This is a genomic window from Paenibacillus sp. FSL P4-0176, from assembly GCF_037975265.1.
In the GTDB taxonomy this organism is placed as follows: Bacteria; Bacillota; Bacilli; order Paenibacillales; family Paenibacillaceae; genus Paenibacillus; species Paenibacillus amylolyticus.
In genome coordinates, this window is sequence record NZ_CP150242.1 from 6378671 (window position 1) to 6392127 (window position 13457).

The following is a 13457-nucleotide window of genomic DNA, read 5'->3' on the forward strand; positions in this document are numbered from 1 at the left end:
ACGTACTTTAGATAAATCAAAAGTCTCATACCTATTCTTAAAAACTCATAAATATACAGTTCTTTTAGATATGATCCCATGTACCTGATATTAAGGTTAAACCGCATAATTTCATTGTTTGAGAACAGATGATATACAAAGAAACATGACCGGCAAAGCAAGCTTTTGTATACTTTACCACAGTGACGCAATAAATTAAAGGTGTAATTATAATTTTCTTCCCACTACAGTCTGCTTACTAGGCAAGTTTCTTATGTATGTTGTTATTCAATTGGACTCAAAGGTATATCTTAACAGACTTTTTCTACATATTGTACTTGTCTTCTTGGGCAGATTAATCTGTAGCTCTTACTAAAAAGGAGGAATCCACATGATGAAGAAAGGTACAACAATTATTGCTTCCGTGCTTCTGGTGGCCGCGATGGCTGGCCCTGCTGCTGCTGATGGTCATATGTCCAAAGGAATGGATACAACCGGCTCACGTGTCCGGTCTTATCAGGACACCAACTACATGGACCGCACAAAAACTAATTCTAACATGAATATGAACATGGATGGAAACTACCGCAACAATGGTGACTATCGTACCAACAATGTTCGGGCAAACGCCACAACAACCGACCGTGACAACGGCATGGATTGGGGCTGGCTTGGTTTGTTGGGACTGCTTGGATTAGCAGGCATGCGTAAAAGAGTGACGGACCACAACGAACGTTAAATTGTGCGCTCTTCACTATACAATAGCTGCTACGTCTTAGAGGCAGCTCATCCACAAAGATAAACCGAAGAGCCAAGACCTCCCTATTTGGATAGTAAAGGGGTCTTGGCTCTTTTTTAAATAAACCTGTATTATACTTTACATAAATTATTATATAAAATAACTGCTGATTATTTCGTTAAATACAATAAAAAAGCCTCTGCATCTGCAAAGGCTCTTTCATTGTATTCTGTAAGCGGGTGATGGGAATCGAACCCACGCTATTAGCTTGGAAGGCTAAAGTTCTACCATTGAACTACACCCGCATAACAACAATCGGGATGACACGATTTGAACATGCGACCCCCTGGTCCCAAACCAGGTGCTCTACCAAGCTGAGCTACATCCCGATACTAAAAAAATAATGGCGCGCCCTGAGAGATTCGAACTCCCGGCCTTTTGATTCGTAGTCAAACGCTCTATCCAGCTGAGCTAAGGGCGCAGAAATATTGGAGCGGAAGACGGGAATCGAACCCGCGACCCTCGCCTTGGCAAGGCGATGCTCTACCGCTGAGCCACTTCCGCAAATAAAGGATGCGCGTGGAGGGACTTGAACCCCCACGTCAAAGACGCTAGATCCTAAGTCTAGTGCGTCTGCCAATTCCGCCACACGCGCATATGATGGTGAGTCATGAAGGGCTCGAACCTTCGACACCCTGATTAAAAGTCAGGTGCTCTACCAACTGAGCTAATGACTCATACTAAAATGGCTGGGGATATAGGATTTGAACCTATGCATGACGGAGTCAAAGTCCGTTGCCTTACCGCTTGGCTAATCCCCAATAAAAATATGGTGGAGGCTGAGGGGATCGAACCCCCGACCCTCTGCTTGTAAGGCAGATGCTCTCCCAGCTGAGCTAAGCCTCCAACTATATGACCCGTAGGGGATTCGAACCCCTGTTACCTCCGTGAAAGGGAGGTGTCTTAACCCCTTGACCAACGGGCCCCATTTCCAAAGCTCTCAACCGGGATCGAACCGGTGACCTCATCCTTACCATGGATGCACTCTACCTACTGAGCTATGAGAGCAAATGGCTCCCCGAACAGGGCTCGAACCTGTGACAACTCGATTAACAGTCGAGTGCTCTACCAACTGAGCTATCAGGGAATAATATGCATTTGCAGGGCAAATGCAATTCATCGTACAACGTCCACATGCAGAGCCTGTTTTCTATGTATGATGAAAGAGTTCGCTTGGCGGCGTCCTACTCTCCCAGGACCCTGCGGTCCAAGTACCATCGGCGCTAGAGGGCTTAACGGTCGTGTTCGGGATGGGTACGTGTGGAACCCCTCCGCCATCGCCACCAAACGCGATTTGTCGAAGCATAGCTTCTTAAAATCAGATATGGAACTGAAAATCATACACACGTTCTGTGATGTACCAATTTTCATTTCAGAGTTGTTGTTCTCTGAAAACTAGATTCGAAACGAAACACGCGAATTACAACTTGCTATTGGATAAGCCCTCGACCGATTAGTACTGGTCAGCTCCATGCATTGCTGCACTTCCACCCCCAGCCTATCTACCTCGTCGTCTTCAAGGGGTCTTACATACTGGGAAATCTCATCTTGAGGGGGGCTTCACGCTTAGATGCTTTCAGCGTTTATCCCGTCCGTACATAGCTACCCAGCGGTGCTCCTGGCGGAACAACTGGTACACCAGCGGTACGTCCATCCCGGTCCTCTCGTACTAAGGACAGCTCCTCTCAAATTTCCTACGCCCACGACAGATAGGGACCGAACTGTCTCACGACGTTCTGAACCCAGCTCGCGTACCGCTTTAATGGGCGAACAGCCCAACCCTTGGGACCTACTTCAGCCCCAGGATGCGATGAGCCGACATCGAGGTGCCAAACCTCCCCGTCGATGTGGACTCTTGGGGGAGATAAGCCTGTTATCCCCAGGGTAGCTTTTATCCGTTGAGCGATGGCCCTTCCATGCGGTACCACCGGATCACTAAGCCCGACTTTCGTCCCTGCTCGACTTGTAGGTCTCGCAGTCAAGCTCCCTTATGCCTTTGCACTCTTCGAATGATTTCCAACCATTCTGAGGGAACCTTTGGGCGCCTCCGTTACTCTTTAGGAGGCGACCGCCCCAGTCAAACTGCCCACCTGACACTGTCCCCGCACCGGATTACGGTACCAGGTTAGAACCTAGATACGATCAGGGTGGTATCCCAACGTTGCCTCCACGCAAGCTGGCGCTCACGTTTCAAAGGCTCCCACCTATCCTGTACAGATCGTACCCAAATTCAATATCAAGCTGCAGTAAAGCTCCATGGGGTCTTTCCGTCTTGTCGCGGGTAACCTGCATCTTCACAGGTATTAAAATTTCACCGGATCTCTCGTTGAGACAGCGCCCAAGTCGTTACGCCATTCGTGCGGGTCAGAATTTACCTGACAAGGAATTTCGCTACCTTAGGACCGTTATAGTTACGGCCGCCGTTTACTGGGGCTTCGGTTCACAGCTTCGGATTGCTCCTAACCACTCCCCTTAACCTTCCAGCACCGGGCAGGCGTCAGCCCGTATACTTCGCCTTACGGCTTCGCACAGACCTGTGTTTTTGCTAAACAGTCGCTTGGGCCTTTTCACTGCGGCCCCCTCGTGCTATTCACACTACCGGGGCACCCCTTCTCCCGAAGTTACGGGGTCATTTTGCCGAGTTCCTTAACGAGAGTTCTTCCGCGCGCCTTAGAATACTCTTCTCGCCTACCTGTGTCGGTTTGCGGTACGGGCACCATCACCTGGCTAGAGGCTTTTCTTGGCAGTGTGAGATCATGACCTTCGCTACTATAATTTTCGCTCCCCATCACAGCTCAGCCTTACAATGTGCGGATTTGCCTACACATCAGCCTTACTGCTTAGACGGACATCCATCAGTCCGCGTCACTACCCTACTGCGTCCCCCCATTGCTCATAACGGCTTACGGTGGTACAGGAATTTCGACCTGTTGTCCTTCGACTACGCCTTTCGGCCTCGCCTTAGGTCCCGACTTACCCTGAGCGGACGAGCCTTCCTCAGGAACCCTTAGGCTTTCGGCGGATCAGATTCTCACTGATCTTTTCGTTACTCATACCGGCATTCTCACTTGTATAATGTCCAGCGCTCCTTACGGTACACCTTCAACCCTTATACAACGCTCCCCTACCCCTGATGCAAAGCATCAAGCCATAGCTTCGGTGGTGTGTTTAGCCCCGTTACATTTTCGGCGCAGAGTCACTCGACCAGTGAGCTATTACGCACTCTTTCAATGATGGCTGCTTCTAAGCCAACATCCTGGTTGTCTGTGCAACTCCACATCCTTTCCCACTTAACACACACTTGGGGACCTTAGCTGATGGTCTGGGCTGTTTCCCTTTTGACAATGGATCTTAGCACTCACTGTCTGACTCCCGGAAGTAAGTCTATGGCATTCGGAGTTTGACTGAGCTTGGTAACCCTTGCGGGCCCCGCACCCAATCAGTGCTCTACCTCCACGACTCTGTTTTCCGAGGCTAGCCCTAAAGCTATTTCGGGGAGAACCAGCTATCTCCGAGTTCGATTGGAATTTCTCCGCTACCCCCACCTCATCCCCGCATTTTTCAACATGCGTGGGTTCGGGCCTCCAGTGCGTGTTACCGCACCTTCACCCTGGACAGGGGTAGATCACCCGGTTTCGGGTCTACGTCCACGTACTAAGTCGCCCTATTCAGACTCGCTTTCGCTGCGGCTCCGGCTCTTCACCTTAACCTTGCACGGGAACGTAACTCGCCGGTTCATTCTACAAAAGGCACGCCATCACCCCTAAAACGGGCTCTGACTTTTTGTAAGCACACGGTTTCAGGTTCTATTTCACTCCCCTTCCGGGGTGCTTTTCACCTTTCCCTCACGGTACTGCTTCACTATCGGTCGCTAGGAAGTATTTAGCCTTGGCAGATGGTCCTGCCGGATTCATACGGGGTTTCACGTGCCCCGCACTACTCGGGATCCGTCTCGGAGGGAACAGACTTTCAACTACAGGGCTTTTACCTTCTTTGGCGGGCCTTTCCAGACCTCTTCGCTTAACCGGTTCCTTTGTAACTCCATGTGAGACGTCCCACAACCCCAAAGAGCAAGCTCTCTGGTTTGGGCTTCTCCGCGTTCGCTCGCCGCTACTGACGGAATCACTATTGTTTTCTCTTCCTCAGGGTACTTAGATGTTTCAGTTCCCCTGGTATGCCTCTACACAACCTATGTATTCAGTTGTGAGTAACTGGAAATTACCCCAGCTGGGTTTCCCCATTCGGACACCCCCGGATCAAAGCTTGCTTACAGCTCCCCGAGGCAGTTTCGTTGTTCGCCACGTCCTTCATCGGCTCCTAGCGCCTAGGCATCCTCCGTGTGCTCTTAGTAGCTTAACCATTTTGTTCCGGTTTCGGTCGCTCGCTTCCCTTGTTTTGCTTGCGCAAAGCCAAAAGTCGCTCTCACCCGATACCCTCACAAAAGCAATTTAACTACCTTTATACACTTGACTTGTTTGCACAAGTTCAGCTTAAAGGAATGTTCTAATTCGCGTTTGTTTCGTTTCGATATCTAGTTTTCAAAGAACAAACTTGTAAAACTTTTTTGGTGGAGCCAAGCGGGATCGAACCGCTGACCTCCTGCTTGCAAGGCAGGCGCTCTCCCAGCTGAGCTATGGCCCCATATAAAGTTTAAAGGTATATATGGTGGGCCCTGGTGGACTCGAACCACCGGCCTCACCCTTATCAGAGGTGCGCTCTAACCAACTGAGCTAAGGGCCCACATTACATATACTATTTGAACCCAAAATGGGTTACGCTTGGCGGCGTTCTACTCTCCCAGGACCCTGCGGTCCAAGTACCATCGACGCTGAAGGGCTTAACGGTCGTGTTCGGGATGGGAACGTGTGGAACCCCTTCGCTATCGCCACCAAACGTTTGAGAGTTTGAGCTCTCAAAACTGAGCAACGAGTGAGTTGCTTGTGCTCTTCAGTTCATCCACACCGAAGTGACGGACCGAAATGAATCGCTGTTGCAGGTTCTAAGAACCTGCGTATTTGAATGTTTCCGTTGCAGGAAACGATTCTCCATAGAAAGGAGGTGATCCAGCCGCACCTTCCGATACGGCTACCTTGTTACGACTTCACCCCAATCATCTATCCCACCTTCGGCGGCTGGCTCCTTGCGGTTACCCCACCGACTTCGGGTGTTATAAACTCTCGTGGTGTGACGGGCGGTGTGTACAAGACCCGGGAACGTATTCACCGCGGCATGCTGATCCGCGATTACTAGCAATTCCGACTTCATGCAGGCGAGTTGCAGCCTGCAATCCGAACTGAGACCGGCTTTGTTGGGATTGGCTCCATCTCGCGATTTCGCAGCCCGTTGTACCGGCCATTGTAGTACGTGTGTAGCCCAGGTCATAAGGGGCATGATGATTTGACGTCATCCCCACCTTCCTCCGGTTTGTCACCGGCAGTCTATCTAGAGTGCCCACCCGAAGTGCTGGCAACTAAATATAAGGGTTGCGCTCGTTGCGGGACTTAACCCAACATCTCACGACACGAGCTGACGACAACCATGCACCACCTGTCTCCTCTGTCCCGAAGGAAAGATACATCTCTGCATCGATCAGAGGGATGTCAAGACCTGGTAAGGTTCTTCGCGTTGCTTCGAATTAAACCACATACTCCACTGCTTGTGCGGGTCCCCGTCAATTCCTTTGAGTTTCAGTCTTGCGACCGTACTCCCCAGGCGGAGTGCTTAATGTGTTAACTTCGGCACCAAGGGTATCGAAACCCCTAACACCTAGCACTCATCGTTTACGGCGTGGACTACCAGGGTATCTAATCCTGTTTGCTCCCCACGCTTTCGCGCCTCAGCGTCAGTTACAGCCCAGAGAGTCGCCTTCGCCACTGGTGTTCCTCCACATATCTACGCATTTCACCGCTACACGTGGAATTCCACTCTCCTCTTCTGCACTCAAGTCACCCAGTTTCCAGTGCGATCCGGGGTTGAGCCCCGGGATTAAACACCAGACTTAAATGACCGCCTGCGCGCGCTTTACGCCCAATAATTCCGGACAACGCTTGCCCCCTACGTATTACCGCGGCTGCTGGCACGTAGTTAGCCGGGGCTTTCTTCTCAGGTACCGTCACCTTGAGAGCAGTTACTCTCCCAAGCGTTCTTCCCTGGCAACAGAGCTTTACGATCCGAAAACCTTCATCACTCACGCGGCATTGCTCCGTCAGGCTTTCGCCCATTGCGGAAGATTCCCTACTGCTGCCTCCCGTAGGAGTCTGGGCCGTGTCTCAGTCCCAGTGTGGCCGATCACCCTCTCAGGTCGGCTACGCATCGTCGCCTTGGTGAGCCGTTACCTCACCAACTAGCTAATGCGCCGCAGGCCCATCCCCAAGTGACAGATTGCTCCGTCTTTCCAGTTTCCTTCAGGCGAAGAAAACAATTATTCGGTATTAGCTACCGTTTCCGGTAGTTGTCCCAAACTTGAGGGCAGGTTGCCTACGTGTTACTCACCCGTCCGCCGCTAACCATCAGAGAAGCAAGCTTCTCTTCAAGTCCGCTCGACTTGCATGTATTAGGCATGCCGCCAGCGTTCGTCCTGAGCCAGGATCAAACTCTCCAATAAAGTATTGAAAAGAGCGATAAGCTCATTTTGAATCTGACGAGATTAAAAATCTCATTTGTGCTCCAGTCGATTCAAGCTAAGGCTTGTTTCAAACTTTCGCGTTCATTCTGCAAGCAGAATGTTTACTCACTCGTTGTTCAGTTTTCAAAGATCAAACATTCAATTTAGTGCTGTTTTTCATGTTGTCGTCGTTTCAGCGGCGACTTTTATAATATATCATGTTGAAGTTCTCTTTGCAAGCATTATTTTTTCGATTATTTTCAATCGCTTTATTTTCATGCTTGTTTCCGTGAACCGCTCCTAAAAAAGGAACGAAAATTAATTTACCATATGAAATTAGAAAGGTCAACCCTTTTTCGACAAAAAGTATGAACCCCTCAGCAATTTCACATTCTCATAGTTCAGAGGTACAGCACCCGCTATGAAGAGCCGCACCTCCCTTCCACTACTGTAAATCGAATATATGACCAGCTTCAGCATTATGGCTTCGACTTTTTCAGCTTCCCACCTCTGGCGTACTTGGACAACTCTTTTGGCGGGGCAAAGCGTGCATACATGCGGAACACAGTCTTATATCGGCTCGCGATAGCATATTTGATCTCTTGGTCAAGACGATTATCACTTAGATCGAAAAGCATCTCATCTAATTCTTTACGCAGCACATAGTCTAGTTCCTTGCATTCCTTCTCGTTAAACAACATACCCAGCATTAGAGTTCTCCTTTTTGTGCATAGCCTCTTTATCACACTTACACAAGTTTCATGCAACACCCCGTGCATTCTCGCTTTTGTGGGTGCTGCTGAAACCCGTTTTATTGTTATGGTCAACTTTCTGAAAATTTATGAATGCCAACCATCACAAAATTTTATCCTCTCACCAGAGTATACGTAAGTGTGCTTTCGATGATTGCTGCAACAAGAAGCAAGATGACAACCCAAAAGGATGCCGTTAGCGTCCTATTCATGAATGCTCTCCACCGGGTACCCATCGTATTTCGCTTGTCACTTCCAAGTTGTGCAAGGCTTTTGATAACCAGACCACCAAACTTCAGTCCGAAGGCGCAAGCAATGATAATGACCGGAATCTCAATAATGCCATGCGGAAGTAAACCTTTAACCACAATGTCATAGAAGCTTGCTCCATAATTCATCGTGGTGTGCACCACAAATCCAAGGACCATCCCATTGATCAGCAGGAAGATGACAGGCAGAATTCCGAAGAATATACCGGCATAGATGACAAGTACACTTTTGATGGCATTATTGAAAAAGATAAACAGAAAGAAGTTCCATTGCACATTGCCCCCCTGCTCCAGCCGTTCACTGACTTCACGTAATCCTCCGATTTGGTTCAACAACAGTTCTTCCAGTGGCCCTGTACTCACCCATCCTGCCCCTATACCAACAGCAAACAAAACTACGGACCAGATTAATGCACTACGGATGGAACCAAGATCTTTAAGAAATGTACTGAATTTTAACATAATAACCTCCTGTAGAATCTAAAATGATGGACAAACAAGGATCAGTGACGAATAACTGGGCAGTACGAGCATACATTGGAGAGTAAACAAGCATTTCTTATGGGAGAGGGGCGCTTATTGAAATGAACTCGTTCTATGTATTTAGCGGCAAAAAGATTAAACGGTACCTGATTGTCCTCGTTGCTGCCATCTTTGCGATCGGTATTATCTATCTGGAGAGAGGCAATGTCTCCGTATTCTCGGAGGAAGCACCATCCGCCGTCTACAGCGTTCCAACCGAGAAGAAGGTAATCGCACTTACCTTTGACATTAGCTGGGGGGATAAACGGACAGAGCCGATTCTGAAAGTTCTTCAGGAGAATAAAGTGCAGAAGGCAACCTTTTTCCTTTCCTCCCCCTGGAGCAAGACACACCCCGAAATTGTTACTGCCATCAAAGAGGCAGGATATGAAATTGGCAGCCATGGTCACAGACATGAGAACTACAGCAGCCTGACTGAAGAAGAAATTCGCAAAGAAATTTCGACAGCTCATAGCATTTTAACCGATTTAACGGGAAAAGAACCGAAATTACTACGTCTGCCCAACGGGGACTTTGACAAGCGAGTGCTTCAGGTAGCCAATAGTCTGAATTATCAGGTTGTGCAGTGGGATACCGACTCCTTGGATTGGAAAAACCCTGGTGTACAGACCATTGTTGATCGCGTAGTAAGCAAGGCACATCCAGGGGACATCGTACTGCTGCATGCAAGCGATTCCTCCAAACAAACGCATGAAGCACTCCCTGTAATTATCGACAAGTTGAAAAATCAGGGCTATGAATTTGTTACCGTGTCTGAGTTGCTCAACCATTCCAGTGTGGAAGGTAAGGAAGTTCGTGACCAAGCCAGCGGTCAATGATTACTCAATTATGAGCTATAGCTCAAATAGGTGCTTAAAAGTTGAAAAGAGCTAACCAGGTTAGCTCTTTTTGGTATGTTTTTTGTGCAAAATGAATTCTATGCTCGGCTTTCTTTCAACTGTTCTGCCTTTCCACTTACACTCCGGTTCGTCGATACATCCACCAGCCTGTGCAATATCAGCATTTGGTATGCATTACATAGGAGCAAGGGAACCACAATAAATATGGTTGCAGCATTCACATCAATACGTAATACGCCGATCGTCTCCACTATGGTGACGGCAATCATGAAAAAGAGTGTAGGTACAAGCGCGGAGATATGAGTCAGCTTTACTTTAACGTAAGCGGTAACAATTGCAGCTGCCAAAATAATGATACCTAACACAATATCCGATATGCGTTCCCGGTCTCCCCCAACAAACAGGCGTAAAAACATCACGTCAAGCAGGGCTAACACCGTTAGTACAATCTGCACGATCTGCCAACCGCGCTTTGGAAATACACCTTTACCCATATAATTCAATATCAGATATGCAAAGAAACCCATTTGTGAATACACGCTGATCATAACCCCTGATCCAAATAAGATCAAAAGATACAGAAGAAAATCATTCAATCCATTTGTTTTCTCCCCGTTCACCAGCATCATAATCAATCCTGTACCCAATGCTCCCGCGGCCCCAATAAGCAAGGCTGTCCAAAACAGGAAAAACCATTTACGTAAATTCAAAAGTTTTCCACCCCCGAGTGTTTATTTTACCAACCTTCTCAGCAAAAAACCATCATTGCTCAACATATTTCCCCCTTTCCCATCACATACTACATCCAGTATCTAATCAAGGAGGGATTGTACACATGAAACGGCCTTTGTGGCAGCTATGCTGTGTCGTACTGGGGCTATCCGTCATGCTTGCCGGCTGCGGTTCAGATCAGAGTTCTTCGCCTCCTCAGGGCAGTTATAAAGAGATGAAAACAATGGTTGTAGATATCTTAAAAAGTGATGAAGGCAAGAAAGCGGTGGAGGAAGCTCTTACAGGTCAAAGCTCATCCAGCGGAAGCAGCGGTTCTGAAGAAGGCGGCGGTTCGGGTGGTGCTTCGGGATCCATTGGTATGAAAATGTTAATGCCTGTGCAATCTTCGGAACAAATACGTATTGCAGTAAAAGATACCATCACAGCTCCCGAATATAAGAAGGAATTCGAAAAGATCATGACCGATCCGCAGTTTGCGGGTGAATTTGCCAAAGTGATCAACGCACAAAGTAAACAGCTTCATATGCAATTGATTAAAGATCCCACATATCAAAAGTCTGTTGAAGACATCATGAAGTCACCTGAGGTATCCAAGATGTTCATGGATATGACGAAGACTCCGGATTATCGTAAACAGACGATGACTGTCATGCAGGAAGTGATGCAAAACCCGTTGTTCCGCATGGAAGTACTCACTTTGCTCAAGAAGGTAGTACAGGACGAATTGCAACCCAAAGTGGAAAGTGGCGGAAAACAGGGGGAAGAGCAAGGCGGACAGCAAGACGGTCAGGGCGAAGGTGGTGGTGATGGCGGAGATGGTGGAAGCAGTGGAGATTCGGGCGGCGGATCATAAACAGTAGGTGTTAATACGCACCACAGATACTGAAAAGCCTGCATCCAAATGGACGCAGGCTTTATTTGTATTTATAACACTCATACCATTAGAATTTGGATTCAATGGACCGGGCAACTTCATCGTAGATAGCCCCTATACGGGAATCAGCTTTGTATACAGATGGTGAGAAATCAGGCTCGGAAGGATGATTATCCGGCGTGCCTAATGGAATCTGGGCAAGCAGGCTTGTATGCAGACTTTCTGCAAGTCTTCCCCCGCCTCCACGACCAAAGACATAATCCTTCTCTCCGCAACTGCCGCACTCATAATAAGCCATATTCTCAACCACACCAAGTAACTCATGATCGGTCTGAATAGCCATTGCACCCGCACGTGCTGCGACAAAAGCTGCCGTTGCATGCGGCGTGGTAACGATGATTTCCTTACTCTGTGGCAACATCTGATGCACATCCAAAGCAACATCTCCCGTACCTGGTGGCAAATCCAGTAATACATAATCCAATTCGCCCCACTGGACATCCGTAAAGAATTGACGAAGCATCCGACCTAGCATGGGTCCACGCCAGATTACCGGGTTGTTCTCCCGAATAAAGAAGCCCATCGACATGACTTTGACGCCAAAACGTTCAACCGGTTGAATAACACCATCTTCAACGACCGGATATTCTTCAATCCCCATCATGTCGGGTACACTGAAGCCATAGATATCCGCATCAATTAAGCCCACTTTCTTGCCTTGACGTGCCAAGGCTGCAGCCAGATTAACGGTTACCGTTGATTTACCAACGCCACCTTTACCACTGGCCACAGCAATAAAACGAACACCTGATTCAGGACTTAACAGCTCATGTCCATCCAGACCCGCTGCGTGACCTTTTACGAGCACTTCGTCCCGATCTGGCTCATTATCGGGTTGTCCCATATTCAGGCTCTCACGATCATGCTCAGAAGCTGCACGCACACGAATATGTACATCCTTCAGTCCGTGCTGGGACAACAGATTACGCGCTGCATCACTCAAAGCTGTTGTATCCTCAGGTCGATTTTCGAGTGTCACTATGGTCAGAGCCACATGATTTTCTTTCACCATAATATCTCGAAACCATTCCAGTTCGGTCAGACTTACTCCCAATTGCGGTTCTTGTAATGGCTGTAATAGTTCAAGTATCTGTTCTTTTGATAACATCAGACAGCACCTCAGCTTTATCTATTGGCATGTAATTAGGTATGCTGATCCAATTATATCATTACCTTTCTTGTTCTGACTAACTTTTAGGCCGTTCTCCTGAGGAATATCTGAGAATTCCATTATAGATCGATGCAGCTACCTTGCGTTGATAAGCTTCGTCAGCAAGCATACGTGCCTCTTCCGGATGAGAAAGGAAACCCACTTCTACCAGCGCTGAAGGGATCTTCAGAGCCTGTAACAGATAAACCGTATTCACCGTTTTGGCGATTCGATCTGTATTCTCCAGATTACGAACCATCTCTTGTTGAAGCAGATTAGCCAAACCTTCGTTATCCGGATGGTTCGTTGTATAGAAAACCTGCGCTCCACTCCATCGGTTGGATGGGACACTGTTCATGTGAATGCTGATAAAGAGATCTGCTTGCTTATCCTCTATCCGTCGTACTCTTTGTTTCAGATCTTCCGTCTTGCGTTTGGAGTACCCCTTGGTGTCCGATTCCGCCAAATCAGTGTCTATTTCTCGTGTCATAACCACTAAGGCCCCTGCCTGTTGCAAATAATCTCTCACATACAGGGCGATAGACAGGTTGATATCTTTTTCAATAACCCCCTGTTTACTTACCGCTCCTCCATCTGGACCTCCGTGTCCTGCATCAATGGCAATGACTTTACCCGCCATCGGCAAACTCCAATAACCTGACGTCTTAGCGGAAGGCAGTTCATAGGACATTACCGCCACTAACATGGCCAGTAGACAGAGACTCAACATGACCCTTTTGATTGTTTTTAGCCTAATCCAGACTACAAAGTGTTTCCCCATATTTTTACGCATAAAAAAACCACCTCGTCCCTATAAATGACTCTAATCATCTATATGGGACAAGATGGACAATTA

At 48.0% G+C, this 13457-nt stretch carries 8 protein-coding genes, 13 tRNA genes and 4 rRNA genes; 3 read left to right on the forward strand and 22 right to left on the reverse strand.

Annotated features, from left to right (window positions below):
* The first annotated feature begins 370 nt into the window (after window positions 1-370).
* Window positions 371-718 (forward strand): WGxxGxxG family protein, encoded by a 348-nt coding sequence (locus MKY95_RS29215; protein WP_339195711.1) that lies wholly within the window; start codon window positions 371-373, stop codon window positions 716-718.
* 234 nt (window positions 719-952) lie between these two features.
* On the opposite strand, the gene MKY95_RS29220 is transcribed toward MKY95_RS29215, so the two are convergent.
* The 19 genes from MKY95_RS29220 to MKY95_RS29310 all read right to left on the reverse strand — a co-directional run bounded on the left by MKY95_RS29220 (window position 953) and on the right by MKY95_RS29310 (window position 8865).
* Window positions 953-1023 (reverse strand) — tRNA-Gly (locus MKY95_RS29220).
* Window positions 1024-1033: 10 nt separating this feature from the next.
* A tRNA-Pro gene (locus tag MKY95_RS29225) sits at window positions 1034-1107 on the reverse strand.
* A gap of 15 nt (window positions 1108-1122) precedes the next feature.
* Window positions 1123-1199, reverse strand: a tRNA-Arg gene (locus MKY95_RS29230).
* Between the two features lie 8 nt (window positions 1200-1207).
* Window positions 1208-1282 (reverse strand) — tRNA-Gly (locus MKY95_RS29235).
* A 10-nt stretch (window positions 1283-1292) separates the two neighbouring features.
* Window positions 1293-1373 (reverse strand) — tRNA-Leu (locus MKY95_RS29240).
* Between the two features lie 6 nt (window positions 1374-1379).
* Window positions 1380-1455 (reverse strand) — tRNA-Lys (locus MKY95_RS29245).
* A gap of 9 nt (window positions 1456-1464) precedes the next feature.
* Window positions 1465-1539: transfer RNA gene (locus MKY95_RS29250), tRNA-Gln, on the reverse strand.
* A gap of 9 nt (window positions 1540-1548) precedes the next feature.
* Window positions 1549-1624, reverse strand: a tRNA-Val gene (locus tag MKY95_RS29255).
* Window positions 1625-1631: 7 nt separating this feature from the next.
* Window positions 1632-1703, reverse strand: a tRNA-Glu gene (locus tag MKY95_RS29260).
* A 10-nt stretch (window positions 1704-1713) separates the two neighbouring features.
* Window positions 1714-1786: transfer RNA gene (locus MKY95_RS29265), tRNA-Thr, on the reverse strand.
* Window positions 1787-1789: 3 nt separating this feature from the next.
* A tRNA-Asn gene (locus tag MKY95_RS29270) sits at window positions 1790-1865 on the reverse strand.
* Window positions 1866-1949: 84 nt separating this feature from the next.
* Window positions 1950-2066 (reverse strand): 5S ribosomal RNA (gene rrf / locus MKY95_RS29275).
* A gap of 145 nt (window positions 2067-2211) precedes the next feature.
* Window positions 2212-5137: ribosomal RNA gene (locus tag MKY95_RS29280) — 23S ribosomal RNA — on the reverse strand.
* A 206-nt stretch (window positions 5138-5343) separates the two neighbouring features.
* Window positions 5344-5419 (reverse strand) — tRNA-Ala (locus MKY95_RS29285).
* A gap of 22 nt (window positions 5420-5441) precedes the next feature.
* Window positions 5442-5518, reverse strand: a tRNA-Ile gene (locus MKY95_RS29290).
* Between the two features lie 36 nt (window positions 5519-5554).
* Window positions 5555-5671 (reverse strand): 5S ribosomal RNA (rrf, locus tag MKY95_RS29295).
* Between the two features lie 158 nt (window positions 5672-5829).
* A 16S ribosomal RNA gene (locus MKY95_RS29300) occupies window positions 5830-7382 on the reverse strand.
* Together the 16S, 23S and 5S rRNA genes with 13 tRNA genes alongside form the textbook arrangement of a ribosomal RNA operon.
* A gap of 479 nt (window positions 7383-7861) precedes the next feature.
* A complete protein-coding gene (locus MKY95_RS29305) occupies window positions 7862-8092 on the reverse strand; it encodes a hypothetical protein (protein ID WP_017692114.1) in 231 nt (76 codons plus the stop codon).
* Window positions 8093-8247: 155 nt separating this feature from the next.
* Entirely contained in the window at window positions 8248-8865 is a 618-nt protein-coding gene (locus MKY95_RS29310; protein WP_036607221.1) for a stage II sporulation protein M, read from the reverse strand.
* A 122-nt stretch (window positions 8866-8987) separates the two neighbouring features.
* Here MKY95_RS29310 and pdaB point away from each other — a divergent pair, with 122 nt between their 5' ends.
* On the forward strand, window positions 8988-9764 hold the full coding sequence (gene pdaB / locus MKY95_RS29315; protein ID WP_036607219.1) for a polysaccharide deacetylase family sporulation protein PdaB: 777 nt from the start codon (window positions 8988-8990) through the stop codon (window positions 9762-9764).
* 98 nt (window positions 9765-9862) lie between these two features.
* Here pdaB and MKY95_RS29320 read toward each other — a convergent pair whose 3' ends face one another.
* Complete coding sequence (locus tag MKY95_RS29320; RefSeq protein ID WP_036607218.1) at window positions 9863-10495, reverse strand: KinB-signaling pathway activation protein; 633 nt, start codon at window positions 10493-10495, stop codon at window positions 9863-9865.
* Between the two features lie 125 nt (window positions 10496-10620).
* On the opposite strand from MKY95_RS29320, the gene gerD reads away from it, so the two are divergent.
* On the forward strand, window positions 10621-11370 hold the full coding sequence (gene gerD, locus MKY95_RS29325; RefSeq protein ID WP_339195714.1) for a spore germination lipoprotein GerD: 750 nt from the start codon (window positions 10621-10623) through the stop codon (window positions 11368-11370).
* Window positions 11371-11458: 88 nt separating this feature from the next.
* On the opposite strand, the gene MKY95_RS29330 is transcribed toward gerD, so the two are convergent.
* Both MKY95_RS29330 and cwlD read right to left on the reverse strand, forming a co-directional pair.
* On the reverse strand, window positions 11459-12559 hold the full coding sequence (locus tag MKY95_RS29330; RefSeq protein ID WP_282320145.1) for an Mrp/NBP35 family ATP-binding protein: 1101 nt from the start codon (window positions 12557-12559) through the stop codon (window positions 11459-11461).
* 79 nt (window positions 12560-12638) lie between these two features.
* Window positions 12639-13394, reverse strand: a complete 756-nt coding sequence (gene cwlD / locus MKY95_RS29335) for an N-acetylmuramoyl-L-alanine amidase CwlD (RefSeq protein ID WP_036607212.1) — start codon at window positions 13392-13394, stop codon at window positions 12639-12641.
* Window positions 13395-13457 lie beyond the last annotated feature (63 nt).